This is a genomic window from Candidatus Methanoplasma cognatum (assembly GCA_009777615.1).
Lineage (GTDB): Archaea > Thermoplasmatota > Thermoplasmata > Methanomassiliicoccales > Methanomethylophilaceae > Methanoplasma > Methanoplasma cognatum.
Map to the genome: position 1 here is coordinate 165,797 of WRLM01000004.1, position 23,817 is coordinate 189,613.

Consider the following 23,817-nt stretch of genomic DNA (forward strand, 5'->3'; position numbering starts at 1 on the left):
CATTCGCCGAAGAAGGTGCGAATATCTATCAGTAGGCGGCGGGCCACTGCATTTATCTCTGGAAAGTAGTTATGCCGGATGATGACCGACAACCTCGGACCGCTGAGAAAAGCTTTTGAGGAAGCGATATGCAACGCAGTCTCCGGCAAAGAGATCGCCATCGCCTTTTCCGGAGGGCTGGACTCAGGGGTAGTCGCCGCCATTGCGAAGGGACACGCGAAGAGAGCGACCCTTTATACGGCGGGTTCGGAAGGCTCGCACGATGTCAAAGAAGCGGGAACTGCCGCCGCTGAACTGAACATGCGGCTGGTGATCATACCGATCACAGAGCACGATGTAAAGGAAAGCCTGAGGGAGATGATACGAATAACGGGAATGAGGGACCCGGTCACCTTGTCGTTTGAGATCCCGCTGTTCCATGTGTGTAAGAACTGCGAGGAGGACGAGATCATCAGCGGCCAGGGAGCGGACGAGCTGTTCGCAGGCTATTCGAAGTACATCGGCCTCGGCGATGACGTTTTGAAAGAAAAGATCGCCGAGGACATGAGAAAACTGTTCGGCAGCACCCTTCCTCATGAAAGGATGATGGCAGAGCACTTCGGAAAAAAGATACATTATCCTTTTCTGGATGAAGCAGTGATGAGAGAGGCCGGGCGTTTCTGCCTGACGGCCCCGACAGATGATCCTCAGTCAAGAAAGAGGGCCCTCAGGGAACTTTCCCATTCGATCGGACTCACAGGCATCTCCGTGAAAGAGAAGAAGGCGGCCCAATACGGCTCCGGCGCAATGGCCATAATAAGAAAGATGTGCACGGACAGCGGTATGACATATACGGAACTCATCGAGGTCCTTTGCGGGGAGGCGGAGTAACATGGGCGGAGATATGCTGTCCTGGCTCTATTCATTCGTCCTGCACGGGATAAAGCTGGACCTTGAGAACACAAAGGACCTGCTGAGCAGGCTCGGGGATCCTCAAAATGAGATGAAACACATACACGTGGGAGGGACGGACGGAAAAGGTTCCATATCGTCATGCATCGCATCCATACTGATATCGTCCGGCGTCAGGACCGGGCTGTACACATCCCCTCACATAGAAGAGTTCAATGAGCGGATAACCGTTAACGGAGAGAGGATAACGGACGCGGAAGCGGAAGAGATTCTGGGACAGATGAAAGTATGCGTCGAAGAGATGGAGGCCGACGGGAAGGTTCCGACATTCTTCGAAGTGTCGACAGCCATGGCGTTCCTTTATTTCAGAAACAAAGGCGTAGAGTATGCTGTGGTGGAAGTAGGCATGGGCGGAAGGCTGGATTCCACCAACGTGATCATGCCGGAAGTGAGCGTGATAGGGAACATAAGCATGGATCACGAGGAATTTCTGGGAGACACGATAGAGAAGATCGCGTTCGAGAAAGCGGGGATAATTAAACCGTGCGTGCCCTGTGTCACATTGAACGGCGACCCTGTGTTCAGCGTCCTGAAGAAAGCGGCGGCGGAGAGGGGCGCGCCCCTCACCCGCATCCTTCCGCAGGACATATGCATAGAAAAGACGAGCGGGGACGGAACAGATTTCCTTTACAAAGAGGAAAGATATAAAGTGTCCATACCAGGCAGCCGTCAGGCCGATAACGCCTCGATGGCAATAGAGGCCGTATCAAAATTAAAGATATACGGCCAGTGCGTAAGATGTAATATCAAGAAAGGCCTTAGGGAGGTCAGGTGGCCCTGCAGACTCGAGAAGATAAGGGGACTCCCGATAATAGTGGACGTCACCCACACGACGGCAGGCTCTGAAGCGCTGGCCGAGGATGTCCTCTCCATGTACGGAAAAGTGGATCTGGTGATAGGGATGCTGAAGGACAAAGACCTTCAAGGCATGGCGGAAAATCTCTGTAAGGTCGCCGACAGGGTGCTGGTATCTCCCCTAAGGATAGAGAGGTCAGCAGATCCCGAGACCGTAAAGGAGATATTCGCAGGGAGATTTCAAGACATAAGGGTCTGCGGCAGCGTTTCAGATGCGATGGATATGGCGATGTTAAGGAAAGACGGCAGGAATATACTGGTCACCGGATCCTTCCACACCGCCGAGGAGGCAGTCTCATGGATAAAAAAGACGTACCCAGGATATTGGACATACTCTCAAAGGAATATGACAGGGGAGCCTATCCGGGAAGATCGTCGGAAGGCCTGAACCCGGAGTGGGAGCCGGACCCCTTCCATGTGCTCATAGCCACGATCCTTTCTCAGAGGACCAGGGACGACAACACCAGGAAAGCATCCGACAGCCTTTTCGGGAAATATGATTCCGTCGAGGAGCTGGCCGAGGCCGATCCGGACGACGTTGCGGCGCTGATACGTCCGGCGGGATTCCCTAAGCAGAAAGCGAAAGCGATTGTCGACTGCTGCGCGATCCTTAGGGACGAGTACGGATGTCGCATACCCGAAGAAACGGAAGCGCTGCTGAAACTGCCGATGGTGGGAAGGAAGACGGCCGCTTGCGTCAGGGCATATGCCATGGGGATCCCGGCCGTTTGTGTGGATACCCATGTGCACAGGATATCCAATCTCATGGGGCTGGTGGAAACGAAGGACCCGTGCGATACGGAAACGGAACTGATGAGGATAACTCCTGAGGACAGATGGATAGACATCAACAAATATCTCGTGAGGCACGGGCAGTTGGTATGTCTCCCCAACCGTCCGCGCTGCGATATGTGCTCAGTTCGGTCTATGTGCGGCCACTACAAAAATGATAGGCACCCCTGACGCATATTTAGTTATCCGTAAAAAATGTATGGCGGCTATTTATAATCGGCAAATTATTCATACACATGGGATACGAAACTGACCTTCCCAGAAAAATGGTAGCCGAGTTCCTCGGAACCATGGGGCTGATCATAGCTGTGATCGGCTCGGTAATGCTTGTAGATTTGAAATTCGATTCGTCTGAACCTGTATTCAACGCCCTCGTCCAAGGTCTTGCAGGCTTCTTGGTACTCTTCGCGATGATAGAGGCGCTCGGAAAGATTTCCGGCGGCCACTTCAACCCCGCAGTGACCCTGGCCATGATCGCGACCAAGGATACCAAGGCGGCGACAGGCGCATTCTATATGGTTGCGCAGGTGTTCGGCGGCCTGGCGGGAGTGTTCCTTCTTAATATATCATTCATAGGCAGCGGCGTCGATTCGGTGCTGCTGATAAGCGAAAATGCCCTCGCCAGCAATTATATTGTGCTTTCAGAGGTCCTGTGTACATTCCTGCTTGTTGCGGTAGTGTTCGGATGCGTCCGCAGCGGGTCAAATAAGACCTCGCTTGCGGTAGGAGCTACCGTCGGCGGTCTCATAATGGTAACCTCCAGCACATTCTACGCAAACCCGGCGGTGGATCTCGCCAGGATGTTCGCCCAGTCGGCGGACGGGATCGAGCCTCTTACAGCAGCGTACTTCATCATTGCGGCAATAATCGGCGCGCTGATCGCGGCGGGAGTTTTCAGCTGGCTTTATCCGAAAGATAAGCCGACCGATACCGAATAAACATACTTCACGCATCGGGGCGGACTTCCCGCTCCGATGATCTTTTTTCACTCTGCGTTCCGGATCTGTGCGGGAGCAGCGGACAGATTGGGTTTATAGTCGAAGGATGATACCTCCCCGATGCATGAGGTTTCTGTAATGGCCGATCTTATGTCCGCCATCAAAAAGGAACTGGAGAGATACAATGTCGTCTCGGTCAGGGAAGTGACCTTGACGATCGGAAAACTCACCAACCTCGGGGCCGAACAGATGGAATTCGCCTATGAGATAATGTCCAAGGATTCAATTCTGGAAGGTTCCAGACTTGTGATAGAGGAAGAGATCATTCAGGTCAGATGCGGGAAGTGCGGGTATGAAGGCCCCGTAAAGAACATTGATATGGGAGAAGACTCGCATTTTCAGATACCCGTACTTTCATGCCCCGAATGCGGCGGCGCCGTGGCTGTAACAGCGGGAAGATCGTGCTGTGTCAGATCCATGGAGATAGAGGAGGCGGACTGATGTTCAAATACAGGGATGAGGGAACGGCAAAGAAGATATTATCCGCCATAAAAGAGACGGGCATCGAGAGCAGATTCATGCACGTTTGCGGCACTCATCAGGACACGATAGTCCGATTCGGCCTCGAAGAGATGCTTGCGGAAGCGGGAATAGAGATATGCCAGGGACCGGGGTGTCCGGTGTGCGTGACCACGAGCAAAGAGATCGCCGACGCAATAACTCTCGCCCGCAACGGTGTCACCGTGACAGCGTTCGGAGACATGATGCGCGTTCCGACCACGATAGGCTCCCTTTTTGACGCTAAAGCGGACGGTGCGGACGTCAGGATAGTATATTCGATAGAGGACGCCGTCAGAATGGCATCCGAACAGACGAAGCCTCTTGTTTTCGTATCCGTCGGATTTGAAACCACCGCACCGTCGACCTGCGTCCCGCTGAGCAAGGGAGGTCTGCCGAAGAACTTCAGCATTTACAGCTGCCACAGGATATGCCCTCCGATACTGGAAGCGATATTCGAGATGGGCGAAATGAGCATGAACGGCATGATAATGCCCGGGCATGTTTCAGTAATAACAGGGCTGGAACCCTTCAGGCAGTTCTCGGACAGATACCGCATGCCGCAGGTCGTAGCGGGATTCGAGCCTCTGGACATACTCATGGCGTCGTACATGCTGACAAAACAGATAGAGGAAGGCCGCTCCGAGGTCGAGAACGAATATACGAGACTGGTGAAGGAGAACGGCAATCCCATCGCAAGGAAACTAATGGAAGATACCTTTATTCCGGCGGACAGAGAATGGAGGGGGTTCCCCATCATATCAAAGAGTGCGCTGGCACTTAAACCTCAGTATTCCGAACATGATGCGACAGCGGTCCATGCAGACATACTCGCTCTGACCCCGGAGGTAGAAGCGGAAGCGGCCGGATGCATGTGCGGAGAGGTACTGAGAGGGCTTATAAAGTCAGAAGACTGTCCGATGTTCGGTGCCGTGTGCAAGCCGAAGAGTCCGATGGGGCCTTGCATGGTCTCGGAGGAAGGAAGCTGCAGTATTGCCTACAGATTCTCCAGAGGGAAGGAGTGATATGAAGACAGACGGAACAAACCTGAGATCGGTGCTGGTGATCACAAACGATTCGACCGTGTTTCTGAAAAAAGGTTTAGCCACGGCGTTCGAGATGTTCGGCGGGCACGTGGAGGAAATAAAAAAACTGGTGGCAAGGCTCGATACCGCCAAAAAAGACGGGAGGAAGATGTGTGATGTCTCCTTTGGTCTCATCTCGACAAGGTTCGGGTTTGTTCCGGGGAATTATGTCATAACGAATTATGACGACGTCATGTCCAACAAGAAGGACTATGAAAGGGTTCAAAAGGAGAAGAACTACCTCGAACAGCTGAATCAGGTATCGATATATTTTGACAGGATCGTTCTCTGCGTGCCGAAGGACATGTTCGCTATGATGCTGGAAGATGAGACATTTATGCATGGTAAGGTCATAGCGGTCACGAGCCCCATATTCGAAGAAGAATGCACCAAGAGGGGCTGGGTCTATCTGAAAAGGCCGGGCCCGCGCCTGGGAGCGGAGAATGCCGAGAAGGTGTTCAAGATCATAGAGAAGGAGTCCTGATCAAAGGGATCTCTTCTTCGCCTTCAGTCTTTCCTTGTCTTCTTTGCTGACCCTGAAGGAATCAGATATCTTCTGTACGGCCTTGTTCCTTATCTCTTTGTCAAGCGTATCTGAGAACAGCAGAGGTTCTGTCCTGTCCGGGTATCTCATGAAACAGTACGAGAGCGTCCATGCGGCCCCCATCTTGTAGTAGTATCCGTTGTGATGTTTAGTTGTCATCAGCCTCAGCACTTCATCTATGTGCTCATCGTCAAGAAAATGTGACAGCATCATCACCGCGGACACTCTCATCTTGAATTCGTCGCCGGTATCGACCAGTTCCAGGCAGTAATTCCAAAGTTTTTCCCCCTCCGGCCCTTTTTTCATTTTCCACTCCATGCAGAACAGGTCGCAGACTGCCCAGTTGTCTATCTCAGGGACGAACCCTTTCGTCAGACCCAGGCGTTCATCGAAGCTCATCTTTGCGCCTGCTATGACCAAAGCCTTCAGCATGCGCTCCTCGTAGAATGCCGCCGGTTCGTCCAGGAAAGACCTCCAATCTTCTCCGCATATTTTCTTTGAGATGCTCCTGATGACGGGCATCCTCACGCCAAGTATGTCTCCCGCTCCGGGGATCATCTTTGCATGGTACTCCCGCAGCTTCGGATCGGCATTGTCGGCCAATTCTTCCCTCACGGGTGTCAACGCTTGATCCCCTCGATATCCATCAGCTTCCTTTTCAGCGCGAGTCCGCCGGCGAACCCGCCGAGTCCGTCCGCAGCAACGACCCTGTGGCAGGGTATTATCAGCGGTACGGGGTTGGCGCCGCAGGCGCTGCCGACCGCCCTGTAGGCATTCGGGCGGCCGATCCTTACTGCAAGATCCTTGTATGAAACCGTCTCCCCATAAGGTATTTTGCGCAGCTCATCCCAAACACTCTTTTGAAAAGCGGTCCCCTCCGCTTTGAAAGGAAGGTCGAATGTCATTCTCTTCCCGGTCAGATACTCGTCTATCTGACGTGCGGCCTCGGCAATGACGGGGCACTCCTCGCTCTCTCTGAAAGGAAGGTTGCTGTTCGGAAGATATATTCCGTCGATGTTCCCCCCTCCGTCATCGGAAATGCTCACTTTTCCGATCAATGTCATGTATGTATGTATCCTTCCTGCCATAGATAGTAATTTTTTCAACAATACTTATTTTCTCCTATCATATCCGAGAGATGATGATAGTGTGCGCCAGCCGCAGAACGGACATTCCCGCCTTCCATTCCGAATGGCTGATGAACCGCATCCGCGAAGGATACGTACTCGTCAGGAACCCAATAGCCAAGAATATAGTCCACAGGGTGGACCTGTCGCCGAAGAACATCGACCTCCTTCTTCTGATGACGAAGGACCCCCGGCCGATGGCGCCGTTCTTGGGGGAGCTGAAAGAAAGGAATGTGAACTTCCGGTTTCAGGTTACGATCACTCCCTACGGCCGCGATATCGAGCCAGGCGTCCCCCCGAAGGCCGACGTCGCGGAAGCGTTCAGAATGATATCCGACGCAATAGGAAAGAACAGAATGGTGTGGAGATACGACCCGGTCATTCTGAACAAAAAGTTCGATATAAAATACCATCAAAGGAAATTCGACGCGATATGCGGGGAACTCGCAGGATATACCGACAGGTGCATCTTCAGTTTTGTTGAGATACACGGGAAGCTGAAAAGGCTGTCCGAGGACGGAACGATAAGGAAAGTTTCTCCCGAAGAGGCCGACGGGATCGGGAGGGCCTTCTCTGAAACTGCAAAGGACAGCGGAATGGAGCTGACCCTCTGCTGCTCCGAATATGATCTTTCCGGATACGGGATATCGTCCAAAGGCTGTATCGACAAGGAACAGATGAAAGCCATGGGCGTCCCTTTCGAAGAGCCGCAGACACCCATCCGGGAAAGGTGCATGTGCGTGAAGAATGTTGATATAGGGGAATATGACACATGCGATCATGACTGCGTGTACTGTTACGCGAACCGCAATACGGACAAGGCCAGAAAACAGAAACAGTACGATCCGAAAAGCGAGATGCTGTACGGCAGCCTGCGGGGATGCGATGTGATCGTAGAGTCAGCGTCAAGGAAGAACTCGAAGATCACTGATTTCTGAATCTTCTGTCTGCAGATCGCGTGTTTTGTATCTCAAAAACAGCATTTCTCTCATTTTCCGAAATGATCTTTGAGCATCCAGGCATATCTGGGGGGTCAAATGATAAATATGGTTTCAATTATCAGATGTCATGGGATACGCAACGGCGGATGTTTCTTTCAGCAGAAGGGTGAATCTGATCTTCAGATTCAGTTATACGTTCCCTTTTTTCATGGCGTCCGTATGCGGATCGCTGTTCGCATATCTGTTCTACGAGCCTCCTCTGCACGTCGTGGTGCTTATGCCGGTCGTCGTTCTCCTGCTTGCGGTGTTCGTCAACTTCTCCAACGACTATTTCGACCACAGGTCCGGCGTGGATAAGATAAGGTTCAGCGAGAAGGAGGAGATGATGAAGGCGATGGATTCGAAACTCCTGAAGAAGATATATTGGGAAGGGAATCCCTTCGACAACGGCCTTGTTTCAGACAAACAGGGTAAAATCATAATGGCAGCGCTCGTCGGCATATCTGTTGTGCTGGCCGTTCCGATAATCCTGCACGGCGGGTGGATCGTCGCGGTGTTCGGCGCCGCCGGGATATTCCTGTCGTATTTCTACACAGCACCTCCGCTTGATCTTGGCGCAAGAGGCCTTGGCGAAGCGGACGTTGCAGTTTCGTTCTTCATGCTAGTGTTCTGTTCGTTCTATGTGGCAAACGTCGATTTTGACTGGGGGACATTCGCATTCACAGGAGTCTTCGACATCGAGATACTCGTCTTTGCAGTGATAGTCGGAACTCTTGTGGGAATGATGAGACTCACAGACTCGATGTCCGGTCAGGAGGCGCACATCGCAAACGGTGAGAAGAGCATCTCAGTACGCTTCGGGATCGACGGCGCGGTTAGGATGGCGAAAGTGCTGATAATTTTCGTTTACGTCATGGTCGCTTTGATGGTGTACTTCAATCCCTTGTATGCGCTGCTGTTCCTGACGCTGCCGCTGATGCTGAAGGCGTGGAGGACCATGAATGAGAAAGGCGAGCACTGGAGACTTAAGATCCCGCCGTTCTTCTTCGGCACAGCTTTCCTTACGGAAGTGCTTTTCATCATCGCCGCCACAGTAAAATTCCTATTTGATGTGGGATCACTTTTTTGACATGGCGAATATCGAAGACATTTCGCTGATCGTCGACACGCTGCCTCTTTTTATCAGATAATACTCTCTGACCGCCGCGAACCCGCACTGTTTGCATGACGGCGTGTCGTGCATGGGACAGCCGTTGTGGTGCGACCCGTCGGGGATGATGAAAACGGTGACGTGGTACGGACACTTCCCGCTCCAGTCCTCTTCTGTCAGAAGTTCAAGGCCGCGCTTCGAGTTCAGTATCGGATACCCGTTCTTCTTGAGCTCCCTTATCTTATCCACGGCCGCCTTCTTCTCTTCCGGCGTCAGCGCTATTTCATAGGGAGGGGGAGTGATGAAATTGAATATCACTCCAGCCAGTTTTTCGTTGTCCTTGACGATCCTCGCCGTATCTTCTATGCATCCGATATTATCTTTCTGAAGGACCATGTTGGCGTATATCGAACCGTTGAAATCTGCGAGAGATATGTTCTCCATGAGCTTGTCGAATACACCTTCCCCTCGGATCATGTCATGTATCTCTTTCGGGCCATCCAAGCTCACGGATATAACATCCGATTCGGTGAAGAATTTGTTCATTCCGTTGGTGGTATATCCGATGTTGTTGTACCCGATCTCCTTCGCCGTTTTGATAAGGTCGCCGAGGTCTTTTTCTCCATCGGACCACATGGTCGGCTCGCCGCCTTCGAAATAGGCTATCCTGGCGCCGTTCTTGAACTGAAGCTTCAGATCTTCCGTTATCTCTTCATACGAGAGTCTGTTCTTTCCGATGCCTTCGGTGATATTGCGGTGTATGCTGCAGTGCTTGCATCTGAGGTTACACTCGTAACCTATTATGAGTGTGTTCACCAGCGGCGCCTTGCTTCCGAATAAGGATCCCAACCACCATTTTGCATAACCGAACATCTCGCCTGCTGCCATACTCATCGTATATTTCATTCCGTATAAATGGGATTCGTATGGGGTTCAGAGGGGACCAGAGCCCAAAATTAAGCATTCACAGGTTGGGTACTGAGGCCGGAATGGAAGTATCGCTCACAAGTTAGATCATCTTACTGCCCATTCAAAAGTACGAACGCAACACATAAGGAAACGCATTCACACCTTCCAGAAGACACCGGCCAGCCTTATTTATGTTCCTAAAGTACCTGGATTATTGAGGGGGAGCACCTTTTTTAATATATTCCGATGCCTTGTCATGGTCTCCTATTTTCAAGTACGTGGCGCCTATATTGTTGTATGATCCTACAGTGTCCGGGTGGCTTACGCCCAGCACCCTTTCCATTATCTCCAGTGCTTTGAAGTGATATTCAAGCGCCTCATCATAATCTCCTTTGCCACAGTACGCAACGCCTATGTTGTCGTATGACTTCGCTGTGTCTGGGTGGTCTTCGCCGAGCACCTTTTTCATTATCTCTAGCGTCTTGAGGTAATACTCCAGCGCCTCATCATAGTCTCCTTTCATATTGTACGCAACGCCTATGTTGCCGTATGATCTCGCTGTGCTTGGGTGGTTTGCGCCGAACTCCTTTTCATTTATCCTCAGCGCCTTGAAGTGATACTCCAGCGCCTCATCACAGTCTCCTCTCATATTGTACGCAATGCCTATGTTGTCGTATGATCTTGCTATGTCTTGGTGGTTTGCGCCGAACTCCTTTTTCATTATCTCTAGCGCCTTGAAGTGATAATCCAGCGCCTCATCATAGTCTCCTTTCATATTGTACGCAACGCCTATGTTATCGTATGATTTCGCTGTGTCTGGATGGTCTTCGCCGAACTCCTTTTTCATTATCTCTAGCGCCTTGAAGTGATACTCCAGCGCCTCATCATAGTCTCCTTTGCTCCAGTACGCAACGCCTACGTTGCCGTATGAACCCGCTGTGGCTGGGTGGTTTGCGCCCAGCACCTTTTTCACTACCTCTAGCGCCTTGAAGTAATACTCCAGCGCCTCATCATAGTCTCCTAATTCACTAAGATACCGTCCCGCTAAACTATGCGTTGAGAAGGCATATGGATATCCACCCGCCATGTTTGCCGCAGATATCAGAACAGGCAGAGTCCGCATCTTCTCCGGCCAGTTGCTGTATATATCATCGCCGCCAAAGAATGTTTCCAATGAATCAAAGAAGACCTTGCATTTGTTCTCATCGGGTTCAAGCTTTTCTCGTAGCAGATCTGCGATCAGCGGATGTACGGATATGAAGTTCTTACCTAAGGTTTTGTCAAATGATACATCGACCCACCTCTGGTCTTCCAGAGATGCGAACACATCATCGCTGTTACTGTGATCCATCCCCGAAAATTCCCTGAATCTTTCCCGAGGCATGCCTGATGCGGGAAGCATGGATGCGATTCTGAGAACATTTTCTTCATCATCTTTCAGCGATAACAGGCCGAACAACTTAAGAAGATGTTCGTGGACTATTGCAGTATCATCCTCTCCGTCTTTTGTTTGTTTTATTTTTCTCTCAAGGCCGGACATTCCGGACGACATTATTTCAAGAAGATCTTTCGGTTCCGTTTCATAATTGTTGATATGGCCAGCCATCAATCCTATTGTGAGTGTGTGGTAATCTATGTGCCGCAATAATTTGCGAATATCCGATCCCCTGCTTTTTATCCAATCTTCCCCAGTCCTTAAGGATTTGGAGAACAGCTTGAATGAATCCTCCTCAGAGAGCGCATCCAGTTCCAAACTATGATGTGGTTCGGAGCAGTATTTTCTTTTCCGGCTTATAAATATCTTCTTGAAGTTGTATGATGAGACGTGATTCAAACATTTGTCACTGGTGACGTTGAAGTTATCGATTATCAGCAGTGTCTGGGGATTTTTATTCAGATCTGACATCTTTTTTCTGAACAGCTCCTCCTCATCTCCTATTTCGCGCTCAATTACTCCTTCTACTTTCAATTTCCAAGCTATAGTGCGTTTAAGGTCCCCCTCGTAAACAAGCCATGCCACTGATCTTCTGCCAGACTCATTTTCTTCTTTCATCCACTTCTTGGCGAAGTCCCTACACAGTTCAGACTTCCCTATCCCGCCCATACCACATACGAAAATGGTGTTATGTTCCTCTATCAGCGAAGATAATTTGAGTGTTTCTTCATTTCTACCCATAAAATTTGACGTGGGCTCTAAAAATGTTGTTTCAACGGGGTTTGTTTCAACAGCGGTCGATCTGTTCTCAAGGATCTCTACTGCATGGTCAATCTTTTCATCTATAACATCAATCTTTTTGATGATTTCCTTTAGACTTTTCCTGACTTCTTTGAGATCATTTTTGATATGGCGTTGTACGCTTGTGTCCCTCATCATCTTTTTCATTTCTTTGTTGGACCATATTTTTGCACGAATGTTGGATATTAGGCCTTTGATCTCATTCCTCACCTGTTCTTTGTCTTCTTTGGCCTTGATTCCTTTCATGTCCAACAAAGCAAGTTGTCTTTCGAGACGGATACTGCGGACAAATACGCATGTGCAGATGAGTTTTTGATTTTCTGCGCTGCGGATCACCTTTATAGTATTCCCGCCGATACTCACTCCAGAAAGTTCGGAGAGGGTTAACATGATATCCTCTATCATAAGCTCTTTTTCATCAGCAGTGAGGTCCTTTCCCATGTATTTTTTGAGTCTTCCAATGATCTTTGAAGAACCTGCTTCAGCCACTTTCTCAATAGCATATGTGCCTAAAGCTAGACCAAGCACTTCCGCAATTGGGATCAGTTCCCCCACCATTTGACATTACCAGCCATACATAGCAATATATGGTTTATATAGACAGCGAAACGTCAAACACATATGGAGCGATCAACGCCGAGGCCAGGTTCGAGCGTAAGAAAAAGGGGGGTGAGCTCCGGCTCACTTCTTTTCCTGTTTGCAGCAGTAGAACGCATGTATCGCTTTGTACAAGAGGTACACGTCGGTTTTTGAGGTAACTTCGAAAGGCGAGTGCATGGAAAGCACAGGCACCCCGATGTCTACCGTATCCAGATTGTGGAGGGAGATATCAGAGGCAATGGTTCCGCCGCCGCCTATGTCCACCTTTCCGAGCTCTCCCACCTGCCACGGTATTCCGGACTCGTCCAATATCCTTCTGATGAAACTCATCGTCTCCGCTGAAGCGTCGTTCGTTGAGTACTTACCTCTGCTTCCTGTGTACTTAGATACAACGGGCCCGCGGTTCAGGAAAGAACAGTTGTTCTTTTCGAACACATCTCCGAATGCCGGATCGATCGCCGCGTTGACGTCGCAGGATAAGCAGAATGATCTTTTCAGCACGTGGCGTACCTGGAGACCGTAAGCGGACACGAAATCCTCAAGGAAATCCCTGAAGAAGAACGACCTCATCCCCGTATTCCCGTCGGAACCTGTCTCCTCTTTGTCCGCGAAGACAGTGACCGTAGTGAATTCCGGCTCCTCGCAATCGATCTCCGCCATGAAGTTGGCGAAGGCGCAAGCGCTGTCGTCCTGTCCGTACGCTCCGACCATCGACCTGTCGAGGCCGACGTCGACCGGTTTGAAGGCCGGGACGGCGCATAGTTCCGCGCTTAGGAAATCTTTCTCGACGATCTTGTACTTCTCAAAGAGCAGATTCATTATGTTCAGCTTCACTTTGCCCGATACCCTCTCATCTTTGAATGGCCAGCATCCCACAAGTATGTTCAGCTGTTCCCCCTCGATGACCTCGGCGGCGGATTTCTTCATTTGATTCATGGCGAGATGCGGGAGCAGGTCCGTGACGCAGAATACCGGGTCCCATTCTTCCTCCCCCATCCTGACCTTTATGGTCTTCCCGTTCGTGAGCGATATAACGCCGTGCAGCGACAGAGGGATGGCCGCCCATTGGTATTTCTTTATCCCTCCGTAGTAGTGCGTCTTGAAATATGCCAGGTCGGTGTCTTCGAACAGGGGGTTAGGCTTGAAATCGAGCCTCGGGCTGTCGATGTGGCTGACCCCGATCCTGAGGCCGTCCGCCACCGGCCTCTTTCCGACCGTTACCATTATCAGGGATTTATCCCGGTTGTTCATGTAGAATTTGTTTCCGGGAGAATACTTCTTCCCAAGCTGGAACTCTTTATACCCCCTTTTTTTCAAAAGAGGGATAGCGTTGTCTACGACCTCCCTCTCTGTTTTGCAAGACAGGAATTCTTTGTATCCTTCGCAGAACACTTTGGCCTCGTCAAGAAGGAATTCGTCGGTCTCTCCTATGTTCTTTGATCTCATCAAAAGTTTCTCTTCCAGTTTCTGCCCCTCACTCCTTCTTTCTACCATGATACCCCTATATGCTGGTCATTACTTGATGTTTGTGTATGTTATATACTTCTCATGACCCCGCTGTTTTTAGTGTAGATGCCAGTTTCGACGTCCTCAGCGTCCTTACTGAATTCAGAATGGCAATGACGGCAACGCCGACATCGGCGAAGACAGCCTCCACAAGCGTTATGTGACCCAGCGCGCCAAGCGTCAAGAACAGCACTTTGACGCCTATCGCGAATATTATGTTCTCGATCGAGATCGACCTGGTCTTCTTTGCTATCTTGATGGCGATGGGGACCTTTGAGGGCATATCATCCATTATAACAATGTCCGCGGCCTCTATCGCGGCGTCGGAGCCCATGGCACCCATCGCGATGCCCACATCGGAACGTGCCAGAGACGGAGCGTCATTTATCCCGTCCCCGACGAAAGCAACGGATCTCCCCTCCGACAGCAGCTGTTCGACGATCCCGATCTTGCCGGCGGGAAGGAGGTCGGTATATACCATTTCGATGCCCAGCGACCCCGCGACATGTTCTCCGGTGGCCTTTACGTCTCCGGTAAGCATCGCAACGTCCTTTATCCCCGCATCCTTCAGTAACGATACTGCGGACCTTGAGTCATATCTTATGCGGTCCGATATAACAAAGCATCCTCTGTGCTCTCCGTCTATGGCGATGTGGACGGCGGTCCCGAAGTCGCCAGGTCTCTCAAAGACAATGCCGTTCTTTAACATCAGCGATTCATTTCCCACCAGAACCTCATGTCCGTCCACTTCGGCGGCGATCCCGCTGCCTGCGGTCTCTTCGGCAAGACCGACCGCCGATCCGTCTATGTCTCCCTCATAGGCTTTCCGTATGCTAACGGCGATAGGGTGATTGGAATGGAACTCCGCATGGGCGGCGAACCTCAGCAGCTCTTTTTCTTCTATGCCGTTGGGTATGATCCTCTCCACATCGAAGGTCCCTTTGGTGAGGGTCCCGGTCTTGTCGAACACGACCGTATCCACGCCGGCAAGGGCCTCCAGGTAATTTCCTCCTTTGACAAGTATCCCCATGCGGGAGGCACCGCCGATCCCGCCGAAGAAGGCCAGCGGTATGGAGATGACCAAAGCGCATGGGCAGGATATCACGAGGAATGTGAGCGCACGGTATATCCACACCTCGAACGAGGCGCTGAGTATCAGCGGAGGGACTACCGCAAGCAGAAGGGCGGAAAGGACGACCACCGGAGTATAATATCTGGCAAACTTTGTCACGAAATTCTCCGATTTGGATTTTGCTCCGTAGGCGTCCTCTATCATGCTGATGATGCGGGAAGCGGTCGAGTCCGCATACAAAGAGGTCACTCGTATCGTCAGGGCCCCGTTGGTTGAAATGCAGCCGCTAAGCACAGCGTCGCCGGCCGAAGCCCTTCTGGGAATGGATTCCCCTGTTATCGACGAGGTATCGACCATCGACGACCCTTCTTCCACCGTTCCGTCGAGAGGCACCCTTTCCCCCGGTCTGACAACGATGAGATCGCCGATACCCACATCCTCCGGCTTGGCTGATACGACAGCTCCGTCCTTCAAAAGGTTCACGTCCTCCGGCAGAAGGTCCGTAAGCGAGGATATGGACCTTCTTGAACGGTCGACGGCATACTCTTCGAACAGCTCTCCCACTTGGTAGAAAAGAAGGATCGCGATGCCTTCGGGAGCCTCTCCTATCGCGAAAGCGCCCAAGGATGCGACCGTCATCAAGAAGTTCTCGTCGAACGGCTGCCTGTTGTAGATCGCTTTGAGAAAACGGATGAATACCAGGTACCCCACGGCGACGTACGATGCGGCGAGTATCATCAAGGCTAAGGAGTGATCAAAGCCCGCGAACAGTCCTATCACGAGCAACGTGCCGGAGATGAGGATCCGCGCGATGGCGGCGGCGCCGAACAACTTCACACCCTTCTGAGTTTTACGCCGGATTCGATCCGTTTTATGGCTTTTTCAATTTTAGGTTCTATGGATCCGATCTCGGCTTCATCGGCTTCGACCGTCAGCCGCAGGGTCATGAAAACGAGCTTCGCTGAAACAACACCGTCGATCTTGTTGATCGCATCCTCTATCTTGGCCGCACATAAAGCACAGCAGAGATTCTCTAAACGATATACGTACTTCATATGTCATTCCCTCATATGTTCCAGCGCAATATCCAGCAAGATCCTGACGTGATGGTCGTCAAGCGAATAGTAGATGTTCCTGCCTGCCCTTCTAGCCTTCACAAGATGCGCCTGTCTGAGTGTCTTCAGCTGATGCGACACCGCCGATACGGACATTCCTAGAAGTTCGGATATGCAGCAGACGCAGACCTCACTGTCTCCGATAGACCATAATATCTTCAGACGGGTAGGGTCGGAAATGACCTTGAAAAGATCGGACAGTTCTTGCACGCTTCTCTCATCCAGCATGTGTTCCTTCGCATCCTTCGTTATACGATCGTGCTCATCCCCGAGGTGGCCTTTGTCGTTATTCATGTTGTCACCATATTTGAATATTTGAACAACTACTCAAATATAATTTTACAATATAAAGGTTTTCATCCGGTCACGCAGAACTCTTTATTACTGCCGTTCATATTTCCTATGCGGTGATTCGGCGGAGACAGGTTTAGGGACGTTGACAAAAATGCAGCCAGTCCTGATAATCGCCGTGGCGCTGGCGGGCATACTTATCGGGCAGGCGGTGTTCTTCTCGGAGAACATGGGAGGTCTGATAGAGCCGTTCCTGATGGTGCTTCTGTTCTTCATTTTTTTGAAAGTGGATATAAGGGAGATAGGACACTCGTTCAGGAACATACGTTTTTCTTCAACCTCTGTTCTGATCAACTTTGTTTGGACGCCGTTCGTAGCCGTTCTCTTAGGATATGCGTTCCTCGGAGGGTCCATGGACATGATGATAGGGTTCCTGATGCTGCTGGTCACTCCGTGCACCGACTGGTATCTGGTGTTCACGGGAATGTCGAAAGGGAACGTACCGCTCAGCACATCCATACTCCCGCTGAACCTCATTCTGCAGGTCCTTCTGCTCCCGCTGTATCTTTTCCTGTTCTTGGGAACAGGCTCGTCATTTGATATCAGTTCCATATTGGTGAGTATAGTATTCGTCCTCGCGATACCCTTCACCGCGGCGAATTTGGTCAAGATCGCGATGAACGCCCGGGGCAAGAAGAACGCAATGGAAGAAAAAATAGCGAAGCACGGTGACAACCTGCAGCTGGCCTTCTTGTGTCTGGCAGTGTTCGCGATGTTCGCCTCCTGCGGCGGCCTGATCGTGGACGACCCGATGGTCCTGGTGCAGATGCTCATCCCGCTGGGGATATTCTTCATACTGAACTTCATCATCTCAAGGGCGGTAGGAAAGGCGATCAAACTGTCATTCGACGATACTACGTCGCTCACATTCACGACAATGGCCAGGAATTCCCCCCTTGCTTTGGCGATAGCGGTGGCGGCTTTCCCGGATTCGCCCCTTATTGCTTTGGTCCTGGTCGTCGGCCCTCTGATAGAGCTTCCCGTTCTTTCCTTAGCTTCTACAATTGTCCTGAGGATGCGGAAAAAAGAAGATTCGGCCGCGACCCCGTGACCTGTATTTTAAAAATAATGTAATACAGTAAGTTATAAATGCAGCACAAACACATGATCGATAGGAGATGGATATATGGGCAAATTCGTCATAAAACCGGCAAAGAATGGAGTGATGTTCAATCTTGTGGCAAATAATGGTAGGGTTATATGCACATCTCAGACATACGCGAACGAATCCTCTTGCCTCAGCGGCATAGAGAGCGTAAAGACCAACAGCAGGTCCAAGATAGAAGATCAGACCGTAGAAGGTTACAAAAAACTTACAAACCCAAAGTATGAGATATTTTTTGACAAGGGCGAAAAGTACCGTTTCCGCCTTAAAGCGATGAACGGAGAGATAGTCGCGGCGTCCCAGGGATACAAGAGCAAAGAATCTTGCACCAAAGGGATAGCCAGCATATCAAAGAATGCCGCCGACGCTCTGATAATCAAAGAAGAAGAGTGAACTCCGCATGGGTAACGGCGGGGTCGCCCCCGCCGGATCATTTTCTTATCAGGTCAGCCGCGGCTCGTCATTTTCAGTTTGGCTGCGATTCTGCATGCGCCTGTATGCCCACAATATCAGCGGCGGCGCTATGACCGACGTGGCCAAGACCATCAGTATGACGGAAGTGAACATCGAATTGGAGAACACTCCCAGCGCAAGACCTATGCTGGCGACGATTATTCCCACTTCGCCTCTCGGTATCATGCTTACGCCTATGAGCATGGAGGAATCCTTCGAGAGCTTTCCTTTCCTTGCGCCCCAATATCCGCTTACGAACTTTGTGAGCACAGCGACGACCGTCAAAGCGGCGAGCAGAGGCAGCAACCCCAGATCGAAATCGTCGAATCTGACCATCATACCCACATATATGAAGAAGAACGGAAGCATGAATGAGGTTACCGCATTGAAATTCTCTTCACAGGGTATTGTTTCTTTGAACTCAGCGAACAGCATCCCTGCGATGAATGCGCCTATTATTCCTGCCAGACCGATGGTCGTAGAAAGGGCGGCCATTCCTAAACATACCAGAACGGCTATGCCGAGTATGCTGAGCTCGGAGGGATGCGACCGCTTTTCGTGGAATTCCGAAACATCGCAGCCGACGGCAATGTCTCCGTGCATGTCCGCACTCCTGTATCTCTCTATCATCTTGCGTTTTCTGCGGTCCGCTATTTTTCTTATGTAAGAGACGAACCCGAATGCGGCGATCAGGAAAATGGCGACTATGGCTGTGTTGGCGACTATGGACGCCATATCGATCCCCGGCGTTACGATGCCGCTTATCACCGCAAGCAGAGACAAACACAGTATATCGTCTATCACCGCCGCACCGATGATCACTTTGGCTTCCACACTGCCCATGGCGTTCATGTTCCTGAGCACTTCGATCGTTATCCCGGTGCTCATCGCGAACATCGCGGTGCCGATGAGAAGGGCGAGGTTGAAATTGTTCGGGTCGAATGCCAGCATCAGCGCCAGGCCTCCGAGCAGAGGTATCACTATACCCAGCACGGCGACGTACATCGCGGCTCTGCCGACTTTCATAAGATCGCTGAATTTTGTTTCCAGGCCTACTATGAACAGCAGGAATATTATTCCCAGCTCACCCATCACATGCAGGAAGTGGCCATCGTCGTGCATGAACTCATCGGGATCGAAATGCAGGAGATCGCCTATTCCGGGGAAGAACAGTATAAGATTTATGAAGATCACTCCGGCCAGTATCTCTCCCGTGATGGACGGGATCCTGAAACGCTCGAACAAACTTCCCAAAACTTTCGCTGCCAGAAGCAATATGAATATCTGTATGATGATATATCCGATGGTTTCCATTTCTCATATCCCCCGCATCATGCCAATTCCAAGCGGTAAGCCTAGTCTTCTCCTTTGTTTTTTAAAGAAAGGGTCGCGTCAGGCGGCTGTTCATGATCTCTAATGAGGAGGCCAGAGACATTATTTGCGTATTTATAGTTTACTTATCAACTTGCTTTCAGGAAACTCTGAGCACACAGGAAAGCCCTTATCAACTGTCTAAGGGAATTGTTCCTTCAGAGAGAGTTCTTCCATTTTGTGCTTGATCTTTGACAGCGCCTGCTCCATTACCGTAAATTCTTCATCCGTAAGATCATCCAGGAGGAGTCCGAAAAGTTCGTCGAACGCCGCGGCGGCCATTCTTTTTGCCTCCGTGCCTTTCTCCGTCAATATGATAGAATGTTCCTTTCCAGATTCGGCGATGTTTTCGACGAACCCATTTCCGAGAAGATGCTTGACCGCCCGGGTGGTAAGAGATTTGTGCACTCCGACCCTTTCCGTCATCTCTTTCAGGGATACCCCGCTCTCGCCGTCAAGGATCATAAGAAAAATAACCTGGCTTTCAGTAAGGCCGGTCTCCCCCATGCGTTCCGTGATGAATCTGCTTATGAAGGACTTGAAGGGTTGGGGATTCATATCGAAAGATCCGTTCATAAGGGTCCTTGATCGTGCAGCGTTCTCCCTGACCATACTCAGCGGGAGGGACTTTGCCGTTTATTATAGTTGCTTACCAAATATTCTTACCCAAGAACAAGGATCACGAGCCGCGGCCGCACGGCATCCGTATCTGAGGAACATTTCACCATTGAGGTCTCCGGACATTCTTGCTTCTCAAACTTGGAGACCGCGTTCTTGTGTTGAGCTACTGTATATAGTTTGTAATGTACTATGGTGTTAAGTAAAGAGGACACAGCGGTAATACGCAAGAAAACCCGGTCGATGTCCGAGTAAAAAACATAAGAGGAGAGAGATACTAATGGCACAAAAAAGCTTATTGATCATCGCGGTTCTTCTCGTCACGGCGGCGGTCGTCATCGCCGCAGTAGCGATACCGAAGAACTCCGATCAGGATTCCGAGAATAATTGGACCGCTCCGACCATTCCGCCGATAGGGGCTTTTGACGGTGTCGGGCCGCGCGGCAATAATTATGATGACCCGGCGGGCGGGATTTATGTTTCCCCCAGCGGTAACGACCAGACTGCGGACGGCTCTATAAACAGGCCCTATAAAAGCATCAACACCGCTTTGGGAGTCGCCGAGCCTGGCGACACCATAATCCTGCGCAGCGGCGTCTATAAAGAAGGGTACAATGTACGCGTTCAAGTATCGGACATCACCATAAAGTCTGCAAAGGGCGAATGGGCGGTGATCGACCTGACGACCTTCGATCCCGGAAACGAAGAACACTCGGCGATCGAGTTCTACGCCGAAGACAGGAACGGCGGCGTTGTGTCGAACTGTCTGCTGCAGGCTGTGGAAGTAAGAGGGGGATATTACGCCGTTTGTTTTGAGACCAAATGGGAATGGGGCCAGAGCGACCGGAGGGGAGTACACGACATCATCGTTGAGGACTGCGTACTGCATGACTCCAAGAACGACGTGGTCAAAGTAAAACCGAACTGCGACAACATAACAATTCGATACAACGAAATATACAACTCGGGGCGGGATTACGTCAAACACCCGGATTTCACAACAGGAGAATGTAACTCCGAGGGCATAGACAACGTCAACGGCGACAATATGAAAGTGCAGAACAATTACATCCACGATATCTGTTCGAACGCGATATACGCCAAAGGAGGCGCGATCAACTCGCTGATCGAGAACAACCGCATAGAACGCGCGTACGGGGCCGGGATCATGGCCGGGTTCGATACCAGCCCGCAGTATTTCGATACTTCCGTGAACTCGCAGTATTATGAGAACATCAACGGCGTGATACGCAACAACCTGATCATCCACACGGGCTGGGAAGGCATAGGTCTGTACGGCTCCAAGGATGCCCAGATCTACAATAACACACTGGTTGACGTGAATTACGCCCAGAACTACCACAGTGCGATCTATTTTGGTCTCACCTATCAGGATTGGGAAAGCTATGCAGGCCGCCCCGCCAATATCGACCCGAACATCCACCATAACATCGTAAGCCAGCCGGCCACGTTCACCCAGCGTCCGATGATAGAGATCCGTTACTCCTCCGATCTTGGCGGGATGTCGGCACTGTCCGGAAATCCAACTATGAGCAATAACTGCTATTACATAGATGGTAAAAATGCAGAATTTGTGGACATGCGGTCGGCCGGCATCAACCCGAACATGGGGCTTGCCGAATGGAAATCCCGTATCAGCGGCGACAGCGGCTCGATAGAGGTCAATCCCGGCCTTGACGCAAACTACAAGCCGACCAATTCTCTGTGCGCGGGGATGGGGTGTAATTTCCTTTGAAACTCTAACAAAATAAAGTTGGGTACGCATACAGCCGACCCAACTTCGATCTTTTTTCCGCAGATGGAACGCGAACCAGATGCATGGGCGAGGGAATGATTTGAAAATGACCGCCCAATTAAAAGTTGGTCCGCGTATTCAGGTTTGCAAACATTCGAACAACACGGACCGTGTTCGATATGGTGCGGATCGAAGATAAAGATTCGTAAGGTACGGAGGTTGTCCGGATGTTGCGGCCGGGAGGCTGAGGACAACGAGAATAGCAGTAGGAATGGATCTTCACAAGAAGACGGCCGTCTGCCATGCGGTGTACGCAGGCGACAGGGGGCCAAGCGAAAAGAACAACGAGTTCCTGGAGGATTTCAACAGGAGGTTCGGGACACAGGGATCCGAGCCCGAAGATATGGCCGACATAGCCGCGGCCCTCCGCGGCCATGAGGCCCACATCCTCATCGAGAACTCCACCAAGACATATGAGACATACTGGGTGCTGACCAACCTGGGGTGCAGGGTGGTCGTGGCGAATCCGGCAGACCTTTTCCGGATCACCAGGTCCGTCAAGAAGACGGACAAGAACGATTCCATCGAGCTTGCGGGATACATGCGAAGATATCTCGCCGGGGAGAGGGAGTTCGCGGTGTGTCTGATGCCGCCGAAGGAATGGATGATGAGACGTGAAGTGTGCAGAGTAGTGTTCGGCGAGAAGCTCCATCTTGCGGATCTGAAGAGAAGGGCCAGAGCGCACATGCTCCTTCACGGCATAAAGCTGTCCAGGGAGTACTCGGACATCTTTTCCAAGAAGGCGATGGAAGAACTGAGAGCGACCGGGGACCCGTGTCTTCTGATCTTCGTCAGCGAGGCAAGGGACATCAAACACAGGACGGACGAGGAAGCGAGGCTGATCGGGCATATGTTCAGCGGGATCGGGATGTACAGCCTGATGTTATCGATACCGGGGTTCGGTTCGGTATCGGCGGCGTATCTGACATCCCTGATAATCGATATCGGACGGTTCGGAACATCTAACGAGTTCACGGCGTACTTCGGAGTTGTCCCCAAGATGAAGGAGTCGGCGGAGACGTCGCACAGGTGTGCGACGACCCATCGCGGCGACGAGGCCGCCCGCCGCCTCCTGTGCCAGGCGGCGTTCGTCCATATCCGGACCGTGGAGAACTCGGTCGTGACGAGGATGTACGAAAGGCTCAGGGGCAGAGGCACGGCGCACAAAGAGGCCCTGGTTGCCTGTGCGAGAAAGCTGCTGACAGTGGTCTGGTCGGTGCTGAAGAACAAACTTCCGTATACGGATGACGAAGGGCTGCTTGCCCGCGCAGCCGAGAAGGAAAGCGAGATGGAGGAAGAGCTGGGAGCATGACCGCACAATGCTGACAGCCCGGGCGGACATCCCGACAGGAAATATCACAGAACACCTGTTGTTCCGCCCCGGCGTGCCGGGGCCGGACGAAAAAATGATTGTGCAGTACTTAAGGGACGTCGAATGCGGAAAGGCTCTCCGTACGGGTGTGCGGATGAACGGATAATATGATGACGGTCCGGAAAGGAACGGTCAGCACCGAGACCGAGGAACGGTAAAGGAACAAGAAGGAGCGGCGTATCGATAGCGGATGCTATGCAAACATTAATGACAAACAGTGTTAATTATGGTCTGCGGACCAACTTTTAATGGAATATGTGAATGGTCCCCACCCCCAGATTTGAACCGGGGACCTGCTGATTTCAGCGGCTGTATCGGATTCTTCCGAGAACACTCTACAGTCAGCCGCTCT

Annotated in this window: 23 protein-coding genes; 13 read left to right on the forward strand and 10 right to left on the reverse strand. The window is 51.2% G+C overall.

What is annotated here, in order from left to right:
- The first annotated feature begins 78 nt into the window (after positions 1-78).
- The 7 genes from FWG96_06060 (at position 79) to FWG96_06090 (ending at position 5,663) form a co-directional block, all read left to right on the forward strand.
- Complete coding sequence (locus FWG96_06060) at positions 79-870, forward strand: asparagine synthase-related protein (protein MCL2032814.1); 792 nt, start codon at positions 79-81, stop codon at positions 868-870.
- A 1-nt stretch (position 871) separates the two neighbouring features.
- Positions 872-2,194: a bifunctional folylpolyglutamate synthase/dihydrofolate synthase gene (locus FWG96_06065; protein ID MCL2032815.1), complete on the forward strand. Its 1,323-nt coding sequence runs from the start codon at positions 872-874 to the stop codon at positions 2,192-2,194.
- Positions 2,104-2,769 carry an endonuclease III gene (locus FWG96_06070; protein ID MCL2032816.1) on the forward strand — a complete coding sequence of 222 codons (666 nt, stop codon included), beginning with the start codon at positions 2,104-2,106 and terminating at the stop codon, positions 2,767-2,769. Before FWG96_06065 ends, FWG96_06070 begins: the two co-directional genes overlap by 91 nt.
- A 65-nt stretch (positions 2,770-2,834) precedes the next feature.
- Positions 2,835-3,536: an aquaporin gene (locus FWG96_06075; GenBank protein ID MCL2032817.1), complete on the forward strand. Its 702-nt coding sequence runs from the start codon at positions 2,835-2,837 to the stop codon at positions 3,534-3,536.
- Between the two features lie 120 nt (positions 3,537-3,656).
- Positions 3,657-4,037, forward strand: coding sequence for a hydrogenase maturation nickel metallochaperone HypA (locus FWG96_06080; GenBank protein ID MCL2032818.1), 381 nt, complete (start codon positions 3,657-3,659; stop codon positions 4,035-4,037).
- Positions 4,037-5,119: a hydrogenase formation protein HypD gene (gene hypD / locus FWG96_06085; GenBank protein MCL2032819.1), complete on the forward strand. Its 1,083-nt coding sequence runs from the start codon at positions 4,037-4,039 to the stop codon at positions 5,117-5,119. The genes FWG96_06080 and hypD overlap by 1 nt, the downstream gene beginning before the upstream one ends.
- 1 nt (position 5,120) lies before the next feature.
- Entirely contained in the window at positions 5,121-5,663 is a 543-nt protein-coding gene (locus FWG96_06090; GenBank protein ID MCL2032820.1) for a hypothetical protein, read from the forward strand.
- On the opposite strand, the gene FWG96_06095 is transcribed toward FWG96_06090, so the two are convergent.
- Together FWG96_06095 and FWG96_06100 are read right to left on the reverse strand one after the other, a co-directional pair.
- On the reverse strand, positions 5,664-6,338 hold the full coding sequence (locus FWG96_06095) for a DNA alkylation repair protein (GenBank protein MCL2032821.1): 675 nt from the start codon (positions 6,336-6,338) through the stop codon (positions 5,664-5,666).
- A gap of 5 nt (positions 6,339-6,343) precedes the next feature.
- The gene (locus FWG96_06100; GenBank protein MCL2032822.1) at positions 6,344-6,787 is read right to left on the reverse strand and encodes a methylated-DNA--[protein]-cysteine S-methyltransferase; all 444 of its coding nucleotides are present in this window, start codon (positions 6,785-6,787) and stop codon (positions 6,344-6,346) included.
- A gap of 74 nt (positions 6,788-6,861) precedes the next feature.
- Between FWG96_06100 and FWG96_06105 the strand changes: the two genes are divergently transcribed.
- Both FWG96_06105 and FWG96_06110 read left to right on the forward strand, forming a co-directional pair.
- Positions 6,862-7,788 (forward strand): DUF1848 domain-containing protein, encoded by a 927-nt coding sequence (locus FWG96_06105; GenBank protein ID MCL2032823.1) that lies wholly within the window; start codon positions 6,862-6,864, stop codon positions 7,786-7,788.
- A gap of 130 nt (positions 7,789-7,918) precedes the next feature.
- Complete coding sequence (locus FWG96_06110) at positions 7,919-8,920, forward strand: prenyltransferase (protein ID MCL2032824.1); 1,002 nt, start codon at positions 7,919-7,921, stop codon at positions 8,918-8,920.
- On the opposite strand, the gene FWG96_06115 is transcribed toward FWG96_06110, so the two are convergent.
- The 6 genes from FWG96_06115 to FWG96_06140 all read right to left on the reverse strand — a co-directional run bounded on the left by FWG96_06115 (position 8,909) and on the right by FWG96_06140 (position 16,673).
- Entirely contained in the window at positions 8,909-9,829 is a 921-nt protein-coding gene (locus FWG96_06115) for a radical SAM protein (protein MCL2032825.1), read from the reverse strand. The two genes, FWG96_06110 and FWG96_06115, sit on opposite strands and share 12 nt — an antisense overlap.
- 232 nt (positions 9,830-10,061) lie before the next feature.
- Positions 10,062-12,644 (reverse strand): tetratricopeptide repeat protein, encoded by a 2,583-nt coding sequence (locus FWG96_06120; protein ID MCL2032826.1) that lies wholly within the window; start codon positions 12,642-12,644, stop codon positions 10,062-10,064.
- A gap of 123 nt (positions 12,645-12,767) precedes the next feature.
- The gene (locus FWG96_06125) at positions 12,768-14,180 is read right to left on the reverse strand and encodes an aminopeptidase (GenBank protein ID MCL2032827.1); all 1,413 of its coding nucleotides are present in this window, start codon (positions 14,178-14,180) and stop codon (positions 12,768-12,770) included.
- Positions 14,181-14,232: 52 nt separating this feature from the next.
- Positions 14,233-16,095 (reverse strand): cadmium-translocating P-type ATPase, encoded by a 1,863-nt coding sequence (cadA, locus tag FWG96_06130; protein ID MCL2032828.1) that lies wholly within the window; start codon positions 16,093-16,095, stop codon positions 14,233-14,235.
- Between the two features lie 2 nt (positions 16,096-16,097).
- Entirely contained in the window at positions 16,098-16,319 is a 222-nt protein-coding gene (locus FWG96_06135) for a cation transporter (protein MCL2032829.1), read from the reverse strand.
- A gap of 3 nt (positions 16,320-16,322) precedes the next feature.
- Positions 16,323-16,673, reverse strand: a complete 351-nt coding sequence (locus FWG96_06140; protein MCL2032830.1) for a metalloregulator ArsR/SmtB family transcription factor — start codon at positions 16,671-16,673, stop codon at positions 16,323-16,325.
- Between the two features lie 151 nt (positions 16,674-16,824).
- Here FWG96_06140 and FWG96_06145 point away from each other — a divergent pair, with 151 nt between their 5' ends.
- On the forward strand, positions 16,825-17,781 hold the full coding sequence (locus tag FWG96_06145) for an arsenic resistance protein (protein MCL2032831.1): 957 nt from the start codon (positions 16,825-16,827) through the stop codon (positions 17,779-17,781).
- Between the two features lie 75 nt (positions 17,782-17,856).
- The gene (locus FWG96_06150) at positions 17,857-18,228 is read left to right on the forward strand and encodes a YegP family protein (protein ID MCL2032832.1); all 372 of its coding nucleotides are present in this window, start codon (positions 17,857-17,859) and stop codon (positions 18,226-18,228) included.
- A gap of 48 nt (positions 18,229-18,276) precedes the next feature.
- On the opposite strand, the gene FWG96_06155 is transcribed toward FWG96_06150, so the two are convergent.
- Both FWG96_06155 and FWG96_06160 read right to left on the reverse strand, forming a co-directional pair.
- On the reverse strand, positions 18,277-19,602 hold the full coding sequence (locus tag FWG96_06155; GenBank protein ID MCL2032833.1) for a cation:proton antiporter: 1,326 nt from the start codon (positions 19,600-19,602) through the stop codon (positions 18,277-18,279).
- Positions 19,603-19,800: 198 nt separating this feature from the next.
- A complete protein-coding gene (locus FWG96_06160; protein MCL2032834.1) occupies positions 19,801-20,271 on the reverse strand; it encodes a MarR family transcriptional regulator in 471 nt (156 codons plus the stop codon).
- Between the two features lie 286 nt (positions 20,272-20,557).
- On the opposite strand from FWG96_06160, the gene FWG96_06165 reads away from it, so the two are divergent.
- Both FWG96_06165 and FWG96_06170 read left to right on the forward strand, forming a co-directional pair.
- Positions 20,558-22,033: a right-handed parallel beta-helix repeat-containing protein gene (locus tag FWG96_06165; protein ID MCL2032835.1), complete on the forward strand. Its 1,476-nt coding sequence runs from the start codon at positions 20,558-20,560 to the stop codon at positions 22,031-22,033.
- Between the two features lie 271 nt (positions 22,034-22,304).
- Positions 22,305-23,405 carry an IS110 family transposase gene (locus tag FWG96_06170; GenBank protein ID MCL2032836.1) on the forward strand — a complete coding sequence of 367 codons (1,101 nt, stop codon included), beginning with the start codon at positions 22,305-22,307 and terminating at the stop codon, positions 23,403-23,405.
- Positions 23,406-23,817 lie beyond the last annotated feature (412 nt).